Raw genomic sequence first — 19,822 nt, 5'->3', positions numbered from 1 at the left:
GGTTCGCGGTGGTTATGAGCATGGTGGGCGTTTCGACCGATTTGCAGAGGCTTGCTCCGAACGGGTGGGTCGTCGAACGCAGTTGCGCCGCGACCCCGGAGGAGCCGCGGCGCAACGGGTACGACGCTGTTGTGACGGGGCGTCAGTCGTCGCCGGGGTGGTTGACCACACTGCCGTCGCCGTCGTTCTGGTCGCCCTGGTTGCCGTCGCCGACGTTGCAGTTGCCCTGGTTGCCGTGGCCCAGGTTGCCCCAGCCCTGGTTGCCGCTCCCGGAGCTGAACGTGCCCGGGCCGTCGCAGAACGGGCTGCCGGGGATTCCGTTCTGCGGGTGGGTGATGACCACCGACTCGTTCGCGTCGCCACAGGTGCCGGCCTTCGGGCCGTTGTTGACGGCGTCGCCGCTGTAACTGGCGATGAAGTAGTAGGTGCCGGGGACGGTCGGTGCGAACGCAGCCGAGGTGTAGGTGCCGTTGGCGGTCACCGTGATCGGCGGGGACGTGTTGGCCACCGTGGTGCAACCCGTGTCGTCCGGGCCGTAGGCCGTGACCGTGATGGTCCCACCCACCGCGACGGTGCCGCCGGAAAGCGTCACCTGGTCGTTGATGTGGACGCCCACTGGGCCGCCGGCCGAGGCCTGCGTGGTCATGGTCGGCGTGGTCAGGGCAGGCAGCGCGCCGGCGGGTTGGGCGGGTACGACCGAGGCGGCGACCAGCACCAGCAGCGCTGCGGCTACGGTGACCGGCCGGCAGTGCCTGCGGACCGGGGCCCAGGGATCCGACGTGTCGTCCAACCGGATTGCCGGCCACGGCTGCGCCGTGACCGCACCGGGGTAACGGCTGCGATCGTCCGTGTTCATCAGGTCTCCCGATTCGAAACATCGACTGCCTGATGAATCCACGAATCGGACGCAACCCGCCATCGGGTTGCGCCGTCCGGGCGGGCCGGGAACGGCGGTGCGCCGCGGTCCCGAAGGCCCGCGGCGCACGTGGAGTTATGAGCTGACGGTGACTCAGATGTCGCCGCGCTCGTGGGGGTCGCCGTTGCCGTTGCCGCTGTTGTTGTCGCCCGTGTTGCCGTTGCCGTTGTTGCAGTTGCCGACGTTGCCGTTGCCGTTGTTGCCGTAGCCCAGGTTCCCGTTGCCGTTGTTCGGCGAGTCCGGGCTGCAGCGGTGGGCCTCGTGGCGCTCGGAGTGAGTCGCCGGCGGGGTGAAGTTGTGCGGCGGGGTGACCGGCGGGGTGACCGGCGGGGTGACGGTCGGGCCGGCGTTCACCAGGAACGCGGTCGGGTTGAGGCCGTTGGAGCTGATCAGAGTGGTGCCGGCCGTCGGGTCCGCCTCGACGGCGCCGGCGACGAAGTGGTAGGTGCCCGGGGTCACGGAGCTGCCCACGACCCGAACGGGGACGTCCAGGATGCAGTCACCGCTGGTGCCGATGCTGATGCCGTTCACGGTGTACTGCGCGTTGCCGGCAGTGGCCTGCGGCAGGACCTCGCTGAAGATCGGGCTGGCGGCGGAACAGTTGAAGCTGCTCGAGTCGACGGTGATCGCACCGATGCTGAAGTCCGTGCTGGCGGTGCCGCACACGTCGGTCAGCGGCGCAGCGCCGGACGGGGCGCCGGGGGTGGCGGTCATGCAGAGCGGCGCGAGGGTCAGCGCGCTCAGGTCGAGCACGTCGGCGGTCTGGTTGGGGATCTCGACCTTGACCGTGACCGGAGCGCCGTTGATCGTCAGCGAGCTGGTCAGCGGGTCGACGGAAACGTTGGTCGCGGCGAACGCGGAGGAAATCGCGAAGCCGGCGCCGACGATGGCGCAGCCCGCGACCGTGCCGAAGCGGGTGAGGTTACGGCGCCGTCCGTGGACGGTCGCCCTGGTGCTGATGCTGTGCATGAGGTCTCCCGAACAGGCTGGCGCTGCATCGACAGCCGAGCCGGTTGACTCGTCCGCCCTGTCGCAGGCACTGGGAATGGATCGACCGGTTCATGAATCCACCGGAGTTGAGTGCCCGCCAGGAAATTGCGCCCTCCGGGGGACGCGCGCGCGGCGTCTCGTCCCGAACCGTCCGGTCCTGTCCGTTTGCTCCGCGGGGTGCTCGTCAGCCCCCCGAGAGGTCGGTCTGACCCGAGGCTGACTGCCCGTCAGAACCACCCGTGGTGGGCCCCGCGGCGGCTCCGTCGGCCGCCGCCGGGGTGGCCGGGGCCGCCGGGGTCGCCGGGGCAGCCGGGGTCGCCGGGGCAGCCGGGGTCGCCGGGGTCGCGGACACCGCCCAACTCAACGACAACCAGCCCTCGCGATCGTTCGACAACGCACCGTCGCCGGGAACCGTCCCCGCCCCGAGGCTGCCGCCGCCCGCCCCGCCCCCGCCGCTGCTGGTCGCATCGGCGGCCCCGGTCGCGGCACCGCCCACCCCTGCCCCGCCGCCGGCGCCGCCGCCACCGGGACCGCGCCCGCCCCCGTCATGCCCCGTCGGTCCGGTCAGCGCCTTCGCGACGCCGAAGCTCGGGGCGCTGCCGCCCTCGCCGGATCCCTTGCCGTAGCCGTCGCCGCCCCCGGCCCCGGCGTCGCCACCGGACCCACCGAACAGCGGCATGCCGCGGCCGTCGCCGTCCCCACCCGCGCCGCCGCCGCCGCCGGCGATCAGCAGGGCCAGGCCGGTGGTGTGGTCCAGGATCTCGGTCGCGCCGCCGCCGCCCGCGGCACCGGCCGCGCCGCCCGTACCGCCCGCGCCGGTGTTCAGCGCGCCGCCCGAGCCGCCGCGGCCGCGGTCCTGCCCGGCATCGGCGCCGGCCCAACCGGCGCGGATCCAGAGCTCGTCGCCGGGGGTCACCGGCAGCGCACCGTTGTGGATCAGCGCACCGCGCCCGCCGGTCACGCCGAAACTCGTGCCACCGGAACCGCCGGCCGCCCGAACCTCGATCTTGCTCACGCCCTTCGGCACGGTCAGCGTGATCAGCCCCGAGGTCGGGACGACCGAGCAGCTGACCGCCCCGGACTGCGCGGTCTTGCAGCCGTCGGGCATGGCGTGGGCCACCCCGGGGGCGGCGATCAGCGTGACGACTGTGGTCAGGCCACCGACGGCGGCAATCCGACGGACTGAAGAGAACGAGTCAGCAGCCATGCCAGTGCACCCCATCCGCCGGCCCGTGGGCCGGGATAACAAGTCGCGAAAGCGGTATTTCGAAGGGTTGCGCCCGCTTCGTCCGTTTTCCACGGCACTGCTCCGAACGGGTTGCCCACTCCCGTTGGCGTCAACCGCTCCTGTCGCAGCGCGTGGTGCAGGCGCCGCGATCACTAGACTCGACAACGCTGGGCCGGTCCGGTCGCCCGCAGCCACCGTCGATTCGCAGGGGACGCAGTCGAGTTGATCACCATGCAGGAAGCGCTGCTGGCGCTGACCGAGTACTGGACCTCCCGCGGCGCGATGATCGTGCAGCCGATGAACACCGAGGTCGGGGCCGGTACGGCGAATCCCGCGACGTTCCTGCGGGTGCTCGGCCCGGAGCCGTGGCGGGTCGCCTACGTCGAGCCGTCGGTACGCCCGGACGACGCCCGGTACGGCGAGAACCCGAACCGCATCCAGTGCCACACCCAGTACCAGGTGATCCTCAAGCCGGAGCCGGGCGACCCGCAGCAGCAGTACCTGGGCAGCCTGGAGGCATTGGGCGTCGACCTGCGCGCGCACGACGTGCGATTCGTCGAGGACAACTGGGCGCAGCCGGCGATCGGCGCCTGGGGGCTGGGCTGGGAGGTCTGGCTCGACGGCATGGAGATCACCCAGTTCACGTACTTCCAGGCCGTGGGTGGCCAGACGCTCGACCCGATCCCGGTCGAGCTGACCTACGGCATGGAGCGCATCATGATGGCGCTGCAGGGCGTGGGGCACTTCAAGGAGATCGCCTACGCGCCCGGGATCTCTTACGGCGAGGCGTTCGGGCAGGCCGAGTACGAGATGAGCCGGTACTACCTCGACGACGCCGACGTCGCGACCAACCGGTCCCTGTTCGAGTCCTACGCCTTCGAGGCCCGGCGCATGGTCGAGGCCGGGCTGCCCGTGCCGGCGCAGATCTATGTGCTCAAGTGCTCGCACGCATTCAACGTCATGGACGCCCGCGGTGCGGTCTCGACGGTCGACCGGGCCGCGGCCTTCAACGTCATGCGGAACCTGGCCCGTGAGGTCGCTGAACTGTGGATCGCCAAGCGCGCCGAGCTCGGCCACCCGCTGGGGATGCCGCCGGTGTCGCAGCCGCCGTCGTTGGCAGCGACCGGGGACGTCCCGACCGCGCCCGCGCCGCTGGTGTTCGAGATCGGCGTCGAGGAGATGCCCCCGCACGAGTGCGGCAACACCGTGGCCGCGGTGCGTTCGGCGCTGACCACCGCGCTGGCCGGCACCGGCCTTTCCTACGGGGCGATCACGGTCGACGCGACCCCGCGCCGGGTGGTCGCCACGGTGGCCGACGTCGCGCCGCGCGAGGAGGACTCGCGCCGGGTGGTGAAGGGGCCGAAGGTCGCCGCCGCGTACGACGCCGAGGGGAACCTGACCAAGGCCGCGGAGGGATTCGCCCGCGGGCAGGGCGTCGCGGCCACTGCGTTGGAGCGGATCACCCTGGACGGCGTCGAGTACGTCGGGGTCAGCACCGAGGTGGTCGGCCGGGCGGCGATCGAGGTGTTCGCCGAGATCCTGCCGGGCATCATCACCGGGCTGCGCTCGGAGAAGAACATGCGCTGGAACGCGCCCGGGTTGTCGTTCACCCGGCCGATCCGGTGGATCCTCGCGCTGCTCGGCGAGGCCGTGGTGCCCTTCCAGGTCTCGAACCTGTCCAGCGGTCGCCAGACCTGGGTGCACCGCAACGCCGCGGCGCCGGTCCTCGACGTCGCGTCGGCGCAGACGTTCGCCGGCGTGCTGGCCGGCGCGGGAATCGTGCTGGACACCGCGACCCGCCGGGCGGGAATCGTGGCCGGCGCCACCGAACTAGCTGCCTCGGTCGGCGCGACCGTCGATGTCGAGGGCGAGTCCGACGTGGTCGACGAGGTCACCAACCTGGTCGAGTCGCCGAACCCGCTGCTGGGCTCGTTCGCCGAGCGCTACCTGGAACTGCCGTCGGACATCCTCGTGACGGTGATGCGCAAGCACCAGCGCTACCTCCCGGTGCGGTCCGCCGGCGGCGCGCTGCGCAACCACTTCGTCGCGGTGGCCAACGGGGAGTGCGACGCCGACCTGGTCCGGGCCGGGAACGAGGCGGTCCTGCGCGCCCGCTACGAGGACGCCGCGTTCTTCTGGCGGGCCGACCTGCAGGTGACGCCGGAGGTGTTCCGGGGCCGACTGGACAAGCTGGTCTTCGCCGACAAGCTCGGCTCGATGGACGACCGGGCCTCGCGGATCCGGGCGATCGCGCTCGGCCTGGCCGCGCACGTGGAGCTGACCGAGGCACAGGGCGCGACACTGCGGCGGGCGGCGGAGTTGGCGAAGTTCGACCTGGCCACCGAGATGGTGGTCGAGTTGTCCAAGCTGGCCGGGGTGATGGCCCGCGAGTACGCGGTGCGGGCGGGGGAGACCCGCGAGGTCGCCGTCGCGCTGCACGAGATGGAGATGCCGCGCTCGGCCGGTGCCTCGTTGCCGAAGTCCACGCCCGGCGCGATCCTCGCGGTCGCCGACCGGTTGGACCTGCTGGCCGGGTTGTTCGGCACCGGTGCTGAGCCGAAGGGCTCGTCGGACCCGTTCGCGCTGCGGCGGGCCGCACTCGGGGTTCTCGCGATCCTGCGGGCCCATCCGCAGCTGTCCGCGATCACCGTCTCGACGGGGTTGGCGATCGCCGCGGCGCAGCAGCCGGTGGAGGTCACCGCGGCCCGACAGGCCGACGCGGCCGCGTTCATCACCGGCCGCTACGAGCAGGCGCTGCTCGACGCCGGGCACCCGCACAAGTTGGTGCAGGCCGTGCTGCCGCTGGCCGACCGGCCGCTGCGAGCCGACGCGACCCTGGAATCGCTTCCAGGTTTGGTATCTGACGCAGCGTTCAGTTCGCTCGTCGAAGCGGTGCTGCGGGTCTGCCGCATCGTCCCGGCCGGCACTGCCGGTGGTTTCGACGCCGCGTTGTTCGCCGATCCGGCCGAGAGCGGGCTCGCCGACGCGGTCGCCAAGGCCCGTGCGGAGCTGGGTGACGCAGCGTCAGATCTGACTCAGTTCGCTGCGGTCGGCGCCGGCCTGGTCGGCCCGATCAACGCGTTCTTCGACGCCGTGATGGTCATGGCCGACGACCCCGCGGTCAAGGCCAACCGGCTCGGCCTGCTGGCCTGCGTGCGCGACCTGGCCGCCGACGTCGTCGACTGGGAGGCGCTGGGCTGACGACCCCCTCCCTCGCACTTCTGCTGCCTGTCGCACCTATTGAGCGGGCCTGATAGGTGCGACAGGCAGCAGAAGTCGGGGGTTTGGGGGTCGGGGGTTTGGGGGTCGGGGGTTTGGGGGTCAGGGGTTGGGGTCGGGGTTGGGGTCAGCCGAGATCGGCGGCGCGGACCGCGATGTCGGCACGCATGCGGTCGTGATGGTGTCGCAGGTCCAGGCCGGTGAGCTTCTGCAGCTGCGCCAGCCGGTACTTCACGGTCTTCTGGTGCACGAACAACCGGGACGCGGTTTCCTGCTGCGAGCAGTCGGCGTCCAGGAAGGCGCGCAGCGTCTCGACCAGTGCCGTGCCGTGGGAGCGGTCGTAGGCCAGCGCCGGACCGATGTTCTCGATGACGAACCGGGGCAGGTCCAGGCTGCCCGGGCCGGCCAGCAGCAGGCCCAGGATGCCGAGCTCCTCGTGCAGCACAACGCGTCGACCGCTGGACTGACCCAACGCCCGGATCGCGGTACACGCCTCGTTGTAGGCCTCGGCCAACGCCATCGCGTTGCTGCGCGGGGCGCTGACCGCCCACCCGGCTCCGATGCCCGGGGCCTCCTTGTCGAGTTCCTCGGCCGTGCTCTGCAGCACCGCGCGCAGTTCCTCGACGTCGACCGAGCGCACCAGCGTCACGACTGTGTCGCCGTGCCGGGCCGCCAACCGCAGCCAGCCGGTGGCCGCCAGGTTCGCCTCGCAGACGGCCAGCAACCGGCGGCGCACCCGTTCGGCGTGCGTGCCGGTCCAGCCCTCCGCCTCGCCGATCTCGGCCAGCCGTCCGAAGCTGCACACGCAGGCGCGCAGATCCCCGCGCAGGTCGACGTTGACGTGCTTGGCCCGCGCCGCGGCGGCCCGGCGTTCGTCGGCCGGACCGGTCAGCAACGACAGCAGCACCTCATCGCGCAGCGCCGACCGGGCCCGCGCCGCGGCTTGCTCCTCGAGGTGGTGCAAGGCGCAGGCCAGCGCGGCCTGGGTCAGCGAGAGCTCGGTCTGCTCGTCGTTGGCCAGGGCGTTGTTCAGCATCGACAGCCAACCGAGCAGGTCGCCGCCCACGTGGACCGGGCGCACCGCCAACGACTGATCTTCGAAGGTCGTCCAGGACGTCCCGCGAGCTGACGGTGTCTGCGTTCGCAGTGCGGTACGGGTTCTCTCGGCCAGCGCGGCAGTGTCCAAGGTGGTGGGGCACCCGGCGATCACGTCGAGGTCGGTGTCGAAGAGCACCACCGAGGCCCCGGTCCGGGCGGCCACGATGCGCAGCACCCCGGACAGGCGTTCGCCGTCGATGAGGGCCTGGAGCAGTTCCTGTTGCAGCGAGAGCGCGTGGGTGACCTTGCTGAACTGGTTCTCCAGCACCCGGTGCGCGACCTCGACCTCGCGCAGGCTCACCTCGCGCTCGTCGTAGAGCCGGCCGTGGTGCAACGCGATCGCGGCGAGCTCGGCGAGGCCGACCAGGCTGGTGATCTCGCGTTCGGTGAACGAGGTCTCGCGGCGGCGCCACACCTCGAGCACGCCGATGATCTCGCCGTCCAGGGTCAGCGGCGCGCACATCGCGGACTTGGTGCTCTCGGCCACCGCCAGCGCCCGGAAGTCCCCGGAGATCACGTCATTGTTGAGGTAGTCGTCGACCTTGGCCGCGGCGCCGATCTCGAAGGCGTGCCCGGCCAGGCCCTGCCCGCGGCGCATCCGCAGCCGGGCGGTCGTCAGCTCACGGTTGCCGACGCACGCCCGCATGACCAACTCGTCGCCCTCGACCAGCAGGACGCCGGCGATGTCCGCGCGCAGCAGCGCGAGCGCCTCGTGGGTGACGGCGAACAGGCCCTCGTCCAGGTCGCGTGCGGCCAGCACCCGCGCGGCCACCGTCCGCATGGCGTCGATCTCGGTGGCGCCGTCGGACGCGGTGTCGAGTACCTCGAGCGCGACGGCCCGCACTGCCTCGGGGCCCTGGACAGTAGCTGCCGCGATGCGGTCGGCCGCGGACTGGACGGAATCGTTCGCCACCGAAAGGCAACCTCTCCGCGGGGCCGGGACCAGCCCACGGTAAGCGGCGTTCCGGCTCGCCGGCTAGCTCCGCGGGGTGTGGTTCAGGCCGCGTAGCTGCGCAGAGCCGACAGGACACCCTCCGCGCCCGGCCCGGCGGTCCGCAGATCCGCGGCTTGGGGGGTCAGCCGCTGGGCGGCGACTCGGCAGAACTGGCCGGCCGAACCGCTCACTCGCACCGGGGCTCCCGGCGGCCCGAACTCCCAGATCGTGCCGTCCGGCGCGGCCAGCTCGCACCGAACCGCGACAGCCGGCAGGTCGCGCAGCGCCAGGCCGTAGGGCAGGGTCCGGTGCGCCAACCACGCGATGTGCCGCAGCCGGGTGGTGTCCGGGAACGGCCGACCCAGCGGCTCGGCGACATCGAGTCCGTGCGCCCAGTGCTCGGCGATGCGGGTCGTGGCCAACACGGCCGGCCGCAGCGGCGCTTCGGCCCATGGGTAGCGCCGGTCCGGGTCGGCACCGCGCAGCGCCGCCAGCGACGGTTCGAGCCCGGCCCGCCAGCGCCGCAGGACATCCGGGCCCGTCGTGCGCTCCGCGGCCACCCAGGCATCGACGGTCGCGTCCACCGACGAGCCCTCGCCCAACCTGGTCGAGCGGCCCGCGCAAGTAGCCACGACGGCCTCGTTGGTCTGCGCCAGATGCAGGATGACGTCCGCGACGGTCCAGCCGGGGGCCCCGGAGGACGCCTGCCACTGCGCGTCGTCGAGCCCGGTCAGCACGGTCGCCAACGCCTCGTACTCGGCGGCGAGGTCCGTGATCACGTCCATGACCGGAGCATGGCAGAACGCAATCTGCCGTTTTCGCCCCCGTTCGTCCGCCCCGGATGCAAGCTGATGGGCAGGCGCCGGATTCGTGGCAGAGGAGCGGGCGTGGACCTGAGCGGACAGCCACGGCGCGCGACCGGCGCCGAAGCGTGGCGACTCCGGCGCCGGACGGTGGCCGTCGTTGCAGTCAGCTGCGCGGTGCTGACTGCCCCGGTCGGTTGTGCGCCCGAGTCGCAGAGCGGCACGGCTCGGCTGGTCTTGGGCCGAACAGTCGCTACCACCGGATGGACGACGAGGGACAACTCCTCGGTCGCCCCGGCGGCGCAGGCGAGCACGGTGCAGGCGGTGGCTGCCGGCCCAGCACCTGCACTGCCGCCGCCCCCGCCCGGCGTTCAGATCGATCCGGTCGCCGACTCGCACGATTTCGCGGTGTTGCAGAAGGACCTCGGCCCGGATTTCGTCGTCCAGCACGGCGTGAGCGAACCGGCCGTGCGGCCGGGCACCCCTTCTGCCGCCAGCCTGCCCGAGGGCGTGGTCACTGCACTGTCGATGAGCGCTTGGTTCGTGTACGGCGGTCCCGCGTCGAGCACCATCTGCCTGCCGGCCGGATCGCGACGAGCGCGCTGCGTTGCTCGGGTGCTTTCCAACGGGAGACGGGTTTTGGTCCAGCGACCCGCCCCGGTCGCCGGGGGCGATCAGCCGAGTGTCAGCGTGTACTTCGTCCGCTCCGACGACGTCGTCGTCCAGTTGAACCTGACCACTGCGGCCCCGGGCCGAAGCGCAAACCGGGACGGCGCGACGGCGCGATGGCTGGACTCGACGGTCGACCGACTCGGAACGGCCGCCACCGATCGCGGCATGGAGCCGTGGTTCTTCTGGCCGATCGTCCAACCGCCGGACAGAACGTCTGACAGCGCTCCGGTCAGTCGAAGGTGAGGAGAGCCTTGGTGGCCGCGCGGTCCCGCATCAGGCTGTAGCCCTCCACGGCCTGACTGATCGTCAGTTCGTGGCTGAACACGAAGTCGGGATCCAGGACCCCGGCGGCCAGTAGCGGAAGCAGCGACCGGCGGGCCCGGATGGAGTCGCCGATCGAGAACCGCAGCGTGATCTCGTCGGCGAACGCGGCCGCGAGCGGCAGCGGCCACTCGGGCTCAGCGTGGGCTCCGACCGACACGACCGTCCCGCCCTTGCGCACCGCGTCCAGCGCGGATTCCAACCCGACGGGGATGCCCACCGCCTCGATGACGACGTCCGCCCCGCGGCCGTCGGTCAACTCGTCGAGCACGATGTTCAACTCCGCCGGGTCGGCGCCGATCGCCCCGTTCGACCTGGCCAACTCCCGGCGTTCGCCGACCGGGTCGGCGACCACTACCGCGGCCGCGCCGATCACCTGGGCGCACAGCGAGACCAGTTGGCCGACCGGGCCGCCGCCGATCACCGCGACCACATCGGCGGGCCGCACACCGCCGTCCTGGCAGGCGATCCAACCGGTGGCCAGGTTGTCCCCGACCAGCAACGCTGCAGCGTCCGAGACTCCGTGCGGCAGCGGGCTCAACACGGTGTCGGCGAACGGGACGCGGACGAACTCGGCCTGGGCCCCGGGAAGTTCCGGGCCGAAAACCGTTCCGGTGCCGAAGAACTGACGATGCGGGCAGTGCCAGTGCGAACCGCGGTCGCACCACCAGCACACCCCGCACGCGGTGAAATCGCCGCTGCCCACCTCGGTTCCCACGCCGACCCGCCGGAGGGCCGATCCCGCGGCGACGACCGTGCCGACGAACTCGTGGCCGAGCACCGTGCCCGGGCCCATGCCGGTTACATGACCACCCGTCACATGCAGGTCGGTGCCGCAGATTCCGGCCGCCCGCACCTGCACGAGCGCATCGGTGTCGGCCAGCAGCACCGGATCCGGGACGGTCGTCAATGCGACCTGCCCCGGCGCCTGGAACACGATCGCGCGCATGACGGAGCGTCAGCTCACGGCGGCGATGCGCTCGGCGAGGTTCTGCGCCGCCTTGGCCAACGCGGCCTGCTCTCCTGCTTCCAGCGGAAGCTCGACGATTTCGGTCAGTCCGGCGCGGCCGAGACGCACCGGCAGGCCGACCCGGGTGTTCCGCAGCCCGTATTGGCCGTTGGGCACCACCGCGCAGGCCAGGATCTGGCTGCGGTCGTCCCGCGCCATCGTGGTGACCATCAGCGCCGCGGACTGGCCGGGGGAGAAGTAGGCCGACCCGGTCTTCAGCAGCGAGACCACCTCGGCGCCGGAGTCGCGGGTGCGTTCGACGATCGCGTCCAGCGTGGGCCGGTCGATCATCTCGGTCAGCTTCTTGCCGTCGCCGAAGGCCTGGCTCAGCGGGACGACCATCTCCGGGCCGTGGCTGCCCAGTGCGTAGGCGACCACGTCGTCCGGTCGGACTTTGCCGGTCAGGCCCACCAGCGAGCAGAACCGCGCGGTGTCCAGCACGCCGGCCATGCCCAGCACCCGCCCCGGCGGGAAGCCTGTCCTGAGCTGGGCGACATGGGTCATCTCCTCCAACGGATTGGAGACGACGACCACCACGGCGTTCGGCGCCACGGCCTTGATGCGCTCGCTGACCGAGCCCACGATCTCGGCGTTGACGTTGGTCAGGTCGGTACGGCTCATTCCCGGCTTGCGGGGACGGCCTGCGGTGACGATGACGTAGTCGCACCCGGCCACGCCGTCGACCGAGTCCGCGCCGGCGATCCGGGTGGACGACCCGCACAGCGCGGCCCCGTGCCACAGGTCCAGGGCGATGCCCGCGGCGAGCCCCTCGACGATGTCGGTGAGCACGACTTCGTCGAACAGATCCGACTCGGCCAGCCGCATCGCGGCCACCGCGCCGACGTGGCCGGCGCCGACCACCGCGGCTCGCGGGCGCCCGCCCGACCCGGACCCACCGGAACCCAGGGCAGGCAGCGCGGGCGCCGGGGCACCGCGCCGGAACAGGGCGTTGACCGTGCCGGCGTCGGGCTTCGCCGGGACCGGGGCCGGGGCGCGGACCGCGGGGGTGCCGGGCGAGGTCGACGCCGGCTGACGGCCCTTGATGGTTCCGGTGCCGGCCAACTTGTTCGGCGGCACAACGGGATCCGGCACGCGTTTGGGCGGGACCGGCGCCTCCTGGTCGATCCGGACGCCGATCTCCCGCGCGCGTTCGCGGGCCAGCGGGGTCAGCAGGTCCCCGCGGTTGACCCGCAGTACGCCGCCGTCGCTCCTGGCCGCGTCGACCTGTTCAGCTCCGATGACTGCCATGAGTTACCTCAGCCGTCCCGACCGGTGAGCTGCTCCAGAGCCGCAATCGCTGCCTGACTGGCCGCCTTGACCTCGCTCTCGGACCCGGAGATGAACATGCGGCCGAACCGACCGACGGCGCGGTTCTCCACGAGCTTGATGTTCGCGGCTTTCTCGGCCTCGTTGGCGGCCAACGACACGTACGCGGCCGGTGCCACCTCGAGGATGAACAGGCTCTCGCCGGGGATCAGCAGGCTGCCCTTGCGCCACTTGTTGAGCAGTTGCGCCTGGTACGGGCTGACGTTGGTGATGAACTGCGCCGAGGCGACCTTCGGGCGCAGCCGATCGGAATCGGTCAGGCCGAGGTGGCTGAGCACCGCGTCTCCGGCGGCAAGTACCTCGGCCTGCTGGGCGGAGTGGATCTCGAGCAGACCGAATTCGCGCTCGACGACCTGCAAGGCCGGTCGCACATCGGCGGCCTTCAGAGCGACGTCTGCGACGCGAAAGATCTCGTTCCCGGGCGCGACCTCGATGAAAAGTTCGGCCATGCCCGCCACCGGTACGTCACCGGGACTGGTGGCCGCGACATGCGCCGCTGCCTGGGGCTGCATGCGGTCGATGAACGCCCACGTCCGCAGCTGAAATTCCGCCATTACAAGACTCCTGACGTGCCATCAGTTGAGAGCGCGATGCCGAACGGGGTGATCAGCAGGGCGTGCGGGTACTCGGCGACCTCGTGGTCGAGGTAACGCGAGACCACCGCGCCGGCGCCGGGCACCATGAGCGCCCCGCCGACCAGGTGCACGGGCCCGGCGGGTCGATCGGTCATGAGTTGCCCGATGTTGTGCGCGATCCGCTCGATGCCGGGCCGCAGCACGGGCAGCCGGTCCGTTGTGCCGTCCTCCCGCTTGAGCCGCTCGGCCTCCTCCAGGCTGATCTTCTTCGCCCCGGCCAGGATCAGGTTCAGGTGGTGGCCACCGCCGGGCAGGTCGCCGAGGTCGACCAGTTCGCCGGCTCGGTAGACGCCGACACCCGTGGACCCGCCGCCGACGTCGGCGATCGCGCCGTCGCGGACCCGCAGCAAAGCCTGAGCGGCCGTCACTTCATCGACCAGGGCGACACATTCGAAGCCGGCGCGGTCCAGCACGAACCGGCAGGCCCGAGCGTCAGCCTCCGGTACGCCGGGCGGATACGCCGCTCCGGCTCGGGTCAACTGCACCCCGAGCGCGGCCTCGGCGGACTCCTTCAGGGCGGCGGTCGCGGCGCAGGCGGCGTGGAAGTCCACGACCACGCCGTCCTTGACCGCCTCCTCGCGGCGGAAGTCCAGATACACCGGGCGGTCCTCGGCGTCCACGACCGCGATCACGATCGTCGCGGTCCCCAGGTCGATGCCGACCCGCAGTGGGCCCGTCCAGTCCGCGGCCGGCGAGCGCAGCCGCCCCGCCGCAGCCTCGAGAAACTCCGCGACTTCTGCTGCCTGTCCCACGTTTCCGACGCCTCCGATACGTGGGACAGGCAACAGAAGTGGGGTATGGGCGGACGTCACGGTGCGGTCCCGAGGTGGGCCGGGACGTTGGCGCCGTAGAGGCCGCGCCAGGGCCGGGACTCGTAGGCCACGCGCTTGATGTTGATCAGGTGCAGCGGGCTCACGTTGTCCGAGACGATCGAGCCGCTCCACGTTCCGGTGCCGAGCATGAACGACGGCCCGATCTCGGTGGAGTAGCCCATCCCGCCGAACAGGCTGGGGGTGTTCACCGGGATCCGGGACGCGGGCAGTTCCGACAGGCGGGCGACCACGTCCGCGTCGCCGGCGTGGATGCCGAGGGTGTGTCCCTCGCCGCCGAAGGCGAGGATCTCACGGCAGCGCGCGATACCGGCCTCGAGATCCTCGGCCCGGTAGAAGGACAGCACCGGGCCGAGGATCTCGGCCGAGAGCATGTTCGCCGGACCGACCACGTCGAGCTCGGCGCCGAGCACCCGGGTGTCCTCCGGCACCGAGATCCCGGCGCGCTGCGCCAGCTCCTTCGCCGACTGCCCGACGTTGTCCGCGCGCAGTCCGCCGCGTTCGTCGAAGATGACGTCGGCCAGTCGGGCCTGCTCGTCCTTGTTCAGCATCGCGGTGCCGCGCTTGCGGAACGCCTCGATGCCCTTGTCGTAGATCGGGCCGTCGATGACCACGGTCTGCTCGGCGACGCAGGCGGTCCCGTTGTCGAACGACTTGGAGGTGACCACCATCAGCGCGGCCTCGTCGAGGTTCGGCACGCTGCGGTGGACGTAGACCGGTACGTTGCCGGCGCCGACGGCCAGGCACGGCTTGCCCGCCTGATAGGCAGCGCGCACCATCCCGGCGCCACCGGTGGCCATGATCAGCGCGGTGTCCGGGTGGCGCATCAGCTCACCCGTCGCCGCGACACTGGCCCGGGACAGGCATTGGATGATGTCTTTCGGCGCGCCGGACCTCACGGCTGCGGCGCCCATGATCTCCGCGGTACGGGAGCAGCACTTGACCGCGCGTGGGTGCGGGGCGTGCACCACCGAGTTGCCCGCCTTCACGGCGGCCAGGCACTTGAAGATCACCGTCGAGGTCGGATTGGTGACCGGGATGATCGCCGCGATCACGCCGACCGGCGAGCCGATCGCGGTCATCCGCCCGGGCTCGTCGACCCACAGCACGCCCTTGGTGCGCATCCCGACCATGGACCTGGCGCAGAAGTCGGCGTTGTAGAGGTTCTTGAGGATCTTGTCCTCGTAGACGCCGTAGCCGGTCTCGTCGACGGCGAGCCGGGCCAGGTCCGCGGCGGCGTCGGCGGCGGCCGCGGCCATGGCGGCCACGATCCGGTCGATCTCCTCCTGGGTCGCCCCGGCGAAGGCGTCGGCGGCGATCTTGGCGCGACGTGCCGCGTCGCGGGCCTCAGCGAGCGCGGCCAGGTCGGCGTCCAGCGTCTCGATCGTCAACCTGACCTCCAATCAGATCGCGCGGCAGGGCGGGGACGACGGCCCCGGATGGCTGCCTGTCGGCCTGCAGGAGAGCCGACAGGGGTGCATCGGGGGACGACGTCCCAAAGGTCGGGGCGCCCCACGGGGCCTACTTGGTCGGCGGAGCGATCGCCTTCGCGAGGATGCCCTCGACCTCGTCGTGCGGCCGCGGGATCACGTGCACCGAGACGACCTCGCCGACCTTGCCCGCGGCGACCGCGCCGGCGTCGGTGGCCGCCTTGACCGCCCCGACATCGCCGCGAACCATGACCGTGACCAGACCGCCGCCGATCTGCTCGCGACCGATCAGGACGACGTTCGCGGCCTTGACCATGGCGTCGGCGGCCTCGATGGCGCCGACCAGACCCCGGGTCTCCACCAGGCCCAGCGCGGTGGTCGGGATCGAACTGTTCACCGGCATCGGTTCTCCACTCTGCAGTGCTCCGTGCGGAGCGGTAGGTCTACGCGGACTTGCTGAATGTCATCGCGCCTTCGACGACCACAGAGTCGACGATCGCGACAACCGCGGCATCGGTCGGAACCTCTCCGGTGCCGGCGCTGACCCGGGCCGCGCTGCCCCGGGTCACGACGACCATCTCGCCGACTCCCGCGCCGGTCAGGTCGACGGCGACATACGGGGTCTGGCCGGTCACCTCGCCGGTGGTCGGGTTGACCGCGTCGACCAGCAGCAACTTGTAGGAGTGCAGGCCGGGTTGCTTGATCGTCGAGACGACCTGCCCGCTGACGCGTCCCAGCTCCACGGCACCTCCAGGCGCAGTTGTCCGAATTGGCGCGGGGACCGACGTTACGCAGGTCTGCCGGGGCACAGCGTTGTCGCTGCGGGATAACGATGTGTCCTCGGGATTACCGGTGACGCCATCGGCGGGCCGGTGCGGCCGTGGTGAGGTGGGGCACCGGTCGATTGAGGTCGTGGCCCGCTGCCGCGCCGACCGCGCAAGTGTTCCGGAGGACAGATGATTCGCGACGAAGACGTCGAGTTCCACGCCACCGATGCCGGCGACCCGACCTGGGCCGAGACCAATTACTGGGGGTTCTACAACGCGGAGGCGCAGCTCAACTGCGGCGTCTACGCGCTGTTCCGTCCCAACCTGGGTGTCGTGCAGACCACCATCTGCATGAACACCCACGAGGACGCGCTGCAGCCGTGGCGCGCCGACTACGCCGACTACCGCGGGCACTGCCCGATCCCGGAGCCGCGTTCGCTGGCCAACTACTCCCTCGCCAGCGGCCTGACCGTTCGCACGATCAAGCCGAACCGCGACTGGCAGATCAGCTACGACGACGGCAAGGGCGTCACCCTCGACATCCGCTGGACCGGCCTGCACGACCCGTTCGACATCCAGGACCCGGAGATGGACCCGATCAAGGCCGCGCAGCTGGCGGCCGCGGACTTCGCCTGGGGCACTGCTTACAACGGCCACTTCGACCTGACCGGCCACGCCCAGGGCGTGGTCGACATCCGTGGCAAGCGCTACGAGATCGACTGCGTCTCGACGATGGACCACAGCTGGGGACCGCGGGCCGAACGCGGCGCTCCCAACATGAGCTGGTTGCACGCCCATTTCTCCCGCGACTACGCGGTGCACGCCATCTTCACCTTCGATCAGACCGCTCCCGGCGGAGGAACCGAACTGTCGCTCTCGCACGGCTACGCGCTCGACAACGGAAAACTGCTCGGCCTGGCGGCCGGGCACGGCACGACCAAGCGCGATGACGACCTGTTCCCGATCGACATCTCGCTTGCGGTAACCGACATCTCGGACCGGACCCACGTCCTGCACGGGGTGCCGACCAGCCGGTTCGCCTGGCAGTGCTGGCCGAACATGATGGGCTGGAACCCGTTGAACAAGTGGAGTTCCGACCAGGCTCCGGGCGCGACCGGCTGGGGCGAGGTCATGGACTTCTACGAGATCCCGCAACTGACCGCGGTGAATGCCGCACGTCGGGCGGGCTGAACCAAACATGCCGCCCACCCGCACCGTGATCTTCGACATGGACGGCACTCTCGTCCAGTCGCGCGGTGCTGCCTGGGAGGTCTTCCAGGACACGATCACGAAGTTCGACCTCCCGATGACCCGGCGGGAGGAGTTCTTCGACCTGTTCCGGTCGAACTTCTATCAGGCGTTGCGCGACTACGTCGGCGAGCCGACGAAGGCCGCGGCGGTGGGTGAGCACTTTCTGATGGCATTGCGCGAGCGGTACACCCCGGAACTGATCCCGGGCATGACCGACGTCGTGCACGCCCTGGCCGGGCACTACTCGCTGGCCGTGATCTCGTCGAATGCGATGGGCGCGATCCGCCGCACGCTCGACCACTCCGGAGTCTCCACCTGCTTCGCCCATGTGTTCTCCGGAGACGTGGAGAACGACAAGTCGGCCAGCATCCGACGGATCCTGGCCGACCCGTCGTACACGACGATCCGACGCTGCGCGCCGGACTACGTCGAGGAAGGGCACATCGGGCCGCAGGCCACCGCGGCCCAGATCGTGCTCATTACCGACACCATCGGCGACGTCGCCGAGGGAATCGAGTGCGGCATCAGGGTGATCGGTGTCGCGTGGGGAATGCACTCGGCCGAGGAACTGCGTGCGGCCGGTGCCGAGTTCGTCGCACTGTGGCCGCAGGAGATCGTGGCCGCACTGCTGCCCGACGGCTCCTGCGCCACTGGTGGGTGCGAGTGCCTGACCTGCTCGGTGGCGTCCGCGGTCCCGACCAGCCAGGGCGTCCGCGCCCAGGTCGCGGCCGCGGGTCGGGTCCGGCGGGCCCGCAGAGGCCCGTCGGCTCTGAGCCCCGCACCGGCAGCCGCCGCCTCGCACGGCTGTGGGTGCGACCCCTGCAAGCAGAACGACCAACCGTCCCGCGCCTCCGGGTCGGGGCACGCCGACCCCTATCTGTCCTACGCCCTGTCCATCATCGCCGCTGGAGGAAGAATTAAATGACCGTGATCGCTGAGGGCTACAACGCCTTCGAGACCAACAAAACCGCTACCGGAACGGTCAAGTACTTGAAGGACCCGGCCTCGGTGATGGGGTTGATCAAGAGTGGGAAGCTCGGCGAGCACATCCTGCTCGTGCGTGGTGGCACGACCACCTTCCTCGCGCCGGCCCTGACGATGGGCGCGATCGGCGTGATCACGATGTCCGGTGCTCCGGAGTCCCACCTGGGCATCCTGTCCCGCGAGTTCCAGATCCCGTGCGTGATGACGGCCTACCTGACTTCCAGCCCCTCGCGCTACATCGTCGGCGACGCCGGCGACGAGCACTTCGCCGAGGTCGTCGCCCAGCTCGAGGGCAAGAACGTGACGCTGGACTGCTCCGACCACGACACCGGCAGGGTCATCCTCAACGGCTAGTCGCCGCCCCGACACCCATCGACCATTGAGAGAGGTTCCATGAGCGCGAGCGGCAAGGCCGATTATCTGAAGCGGTGGAACGACGCGGGCGACGAGGGCCTGCGCTTCCAGAATCTTGAGTACATCGGCAACTTCAAGGGGATGCCGGGTGTCCCGGACGGCATCCTCGGCGACCGGATGATGCGGGAACGCGCGAAGTCCGGTGTGTTGGAGAAGGTAGCCAAGGAAGAGGTCCTCAAGGACGAGTTCACGATCGATGAACTCAACGACCTGAACAACTATCTGGCGTGGAACATCTGGGACGTGCTGGTCATGCGCGCCACCGAGGGTGTCTCGGGCATGATCCCGCGTCAGGAGTACGAGATTCTCTCGTTCATGCAGGAGTTCTACCGTTATCCGCAGTTCATGCGGATGATGACGGACAACCTCGGGGCCGAGGGCATCATGGACATCGGTGCCAGTGCCCGTAAGGAGATCGGCACCAAGATCAACTGCGTGCACGACTGGTGTCTGGGTGCGGTCGCGTTCGGCATGGGTCGCTGCGGTCTGCTGGCGCTGGAGGCCATCGGCCCCGACGACTACGTCGAGGAATCGAACATCATCCTGAAGTTCATGCAGCGGGTGCTGTGGGGCAAGCGCCAGGACGGCTACATCCTGAACTCGCAGGACCGCTACCGCTGCCAGATCCACGACCAGTCGATCATCGACCAGATCATGGGTCAGACGGTGGACTTCGAGGAGGGCTCGGAGGACTACGGCCGCTTCACCGGCTTCAACGCCACCGCCGAGTTGCTCTCCTTCTTCGACCACTACGACTGCCGGCTGGGCCTGGGCGACACCGGCCCGTACCCGCTGCCCGACGGCCGCATCCTCATCATCCGGGACCTGTTCGTCAACGAGGAGATCTATCACTGGAGCGACGTCTGCGACGGCCTGCCGTACTCGTACACCCTCGCCGTCGTGCTCGACCCCGAGAAGTTGGGCCTGGAAGAGATCCGCGTGAACGACATCTCGACCACGTTCACCCAGCCGAAGAACTACATCACCGCGATCAC

General features: G+C 70.5%; 18 protein-coding genes. 6 read left to right on the top strand and 12 right to left on the bottom strand.

Annotated elements, in window-relative coordinates; all coding sequences use genetic code 11:
• Positions 1-142: 142 nt before the first annotated feature.
• From VHU88_21215 to VHU88_21205, 3 genes are all read right to left on the bottom strand, one after another.
• Positions 143-856, bottom strand: a complete 714-nt coding sequence (locus tag VHU88_21215) for a pentapeptide repeat-containing protein (protein HEX3614218.1) — start codon at positions 854-856, stop codon at positions 143-145.
• 153 nt (positions 857-1,009) lie between these two features.
• Positions 1,010-1,885 carry a hypothetical protein gene (locus VHU88_21210; protein ID HEX3614217.1) on the bottom strand — a complete coding sequence of 292 codons (876 nt, stop codon included), beginning with the start codon at positions 1,883-1,885 and terminating at the stop codon, positions 1,010-1,012.
• Positions 1,886-2,090: 205 nt separating this feature from the next.
• The gene (locus VHU88_21205; GenBank protein HEX3614216.1) at positions 2,091-3,113 is read right to left on the bottom strand and encodes a hypothetical protein; all 1,023 of its coding nucleotides are present in this window, start codon (positions 3,111-3,113) and stop codon (positions 2,091-2,093) included.
• Between the two features lie 252 nt (positions 3,114-3,365).
• Here VHU88_21205 and VHU88_21200 point away from each other — a divergent pair, with 252 nt between their 5' ends.
• A complete protein-coding gene (locus VHU88_21200; GenBank protein ID HEX3614215.1) occupies positions 3,366-6,335 on the top strand; it encodes a glycine--tRNA ligase in 2,970 nt (989 codons plus the stop codon).
• Positions 6,336-6,480: 145 nt separating this feature from the next.
• Here the strand turns inward: VHU88_21200 and VHU88_21195 are convergent, their stop codons facing one another.
• Together VHU88_21195 and VHU88_21190 are read right to left on the bottom strand one after the other, a co-directional pair.
• A complete protein-coding gene (locus VHU88_21195) occupies positions 6,481-8,364 on the bottom strand; it encodes a helix-turn-helix domain-containing protein (protein HEX3614214.1) in 1,884 nt (627 codons plus the stop codon).
• A gap of 83 nt (positions 8,365-8,447) precedes the next feature.
• The gene (locus tag VHU88_21190; GenBank protein ID HEX3614213.1) at positions 8,448-9,170 is read right to left on the bottom strand and encodes a maleylpyruvate isomerase family mycothiol-dependent enzyme; all 723 of its coding nucleotides are present in this window, start codon (positions 9,168-9,170) and stop codon (positions 8,448-8,450) included.
• A 102-nt stretch (positions 9,171-9,272) separates the two neighbouring features.
• On the opposite strand from VHU88_21190, the gene VHU88_21185 reads away from it, so the two are divergent.
• Positions 9,273-10,103, top strand: coding sequence for a hypothetical protein (locus tag VHU88_21185; protein HEX3614212.1), 831 nt, complete (start codon positions 9,273-9,275; stop codon positions 10,101-10,103).
• On the opposite strand, the gene VHU88_21180 is transcribed toward VHU88_21185, so the two are convergent.
• From VHU88_21180 to VHU88_21150, 7 genes are all read right to left on the bottom strand, one after another.
• Entirely contained in the window at positions 10,090-11,130 is a 1,041-nt protein-coding gene (locus tag VHU88_21180; GenBank protein ID HEX3614211.1) for an alcohol dehydrogenase catalytic domain-containing protein, read from the bottom strand. The genes VHU88_21185 and VHU88_21180 overlap by 14 nt on opposite strands.
• A gap of 9 nt (positions 11,131-11,139) precedes the next feature.
• Positions 11,140-12,438 (bottom strand): malate dehydrogenase, encoded by a 1,299-nt coding sequence (locus tag VHU88_21175; protein ID HEX3614210.1) that lies wholly within the window; start codon positions 12,436-12,438, stop codon positions 11,140-11,142.
• A gap of 8 nt (positions 12,439-12,446) precedes the next feature.
• On the bottom strand, positions 12,447-13,070 hold the full coding sequence (locus VHU88_21170; GenBank protein HEX3614209.1) for a BMC domain-containing protein: 624 nt from the start codon (positions 13,068-13,070) through the stop codon (positions 12,447-12,449).
• Entirely contained in the window at positions 13,070-13,903 is an 834-nt protein-coding gene (gene eutJ / locus VHU88_21165) for an ethanolamine utilization protein EutJ (protein ID HEX3614208.1), read from the bottom strand. The genes VHU88_21170 and eutJ overlap by 1 nt, the downstream gene beginning before the upstream one ends.
• A 56-nt stretch (positions 13,904-13,959) precedes the next feature.
• On the bottom strand, positions 13,960-15,372 hold the full coding sequence (locus tag VHU88_21160) for an aldehyde dehydrogenase family protein (protein HEX3614207.1): 1,413 nt from the start codon (positions 15,370-15,372) through the stop codon (positions 13,960-13,962).
• Positions 15,373-15,502: 130 nt separating this feature from the next.
• Positions 15,503-15,796 carry a BMC domain-containing protein gene (locus VHU88_21155; GenBank protein ID HEX3614206.1) on the bottom strand — a complete coding sequence of 98 codons (294 nt, stop codon included), beginning with the start codon at positions 15,794-15,796 and terminating at the stop codon, positions 15,503-15,505.
• 58 nt (positions 15,797-15,854) lie between these two features.
• On the bottom strand, positions 15,855-16,154 hold the full coding sequence (locus VHU88_21150) for a EutN/CcmL family microcompartment protein (GenBank protein ID HEX3614205.1): 300 nt from the start codon (positions 16,152-16,154) through the stop codon (positions 15,855-15,857).
• Between the two features lie 213 nt (positions 16,155-16,367).
• Between VHU88_21150 and VHU88_21145 the strand changes: the two genes are divergently transcribed.
• From VHU88_21145 to VHU88_21130, 4 genes are all read left to right on the top strand, one after another.
• Positions 16,368-17,369 carry a hypothetical protein gene (locus VHU88_21145; GenBank protein ID HEX3614204.1) on the top strand — a complete coding sequence of 334 codons (1,002 nt, stop codon included), beginning with the start codon at positions 16,368-16,370 and terminating at the stop codon, positions 17,367-17,369.
• A gap of 7 nt (positions 17,370-17,376) precedes the next feature.
• A complete protein-coding gene (locus VHU88_21140; GenBank protein ID HEX3614203.1) occupies positions 17,377-18,354 on the top strand; it encodes an HAD family hydrolase in 978 nt (325 codons plus the stop codon).
• Positions 18,351-18,767, top strand: coding sequence for a PEP-utilizing enzyme (locus VHU88_21135; protein HEX3614202.1), 417 nt, complete (start codon positions 18,351-18,353; stop codon positions 18,765-18,767). Before VHU88_21140 ends, VHU88_21135 begins: the two co-directional genes overlap by 4 nt.
• Before the next feature lie 39 nt (positions 18,768-18,806).
• Positions 18,807-19,822: hypothetical protein (locus VHU88_21130; protein ID HEX3614201.1), on the top strand; the 1,016-nt coding region annotated here is incomplete at its 3' end.

The organism is Sporichthyaceae bacterium (assembly GCA_036269075.1).
Taxonomy (GTDB): domain Bacteria; phylum Actinomycetota; class Actinomycetes; order Sporichthyales; family Sporichthyaceae; genus DASQPJ01.
Note: the sequence above shows the minus strand (reverse complement) of the source record. Positions and strands in the feature narration are given on the sequence as shown.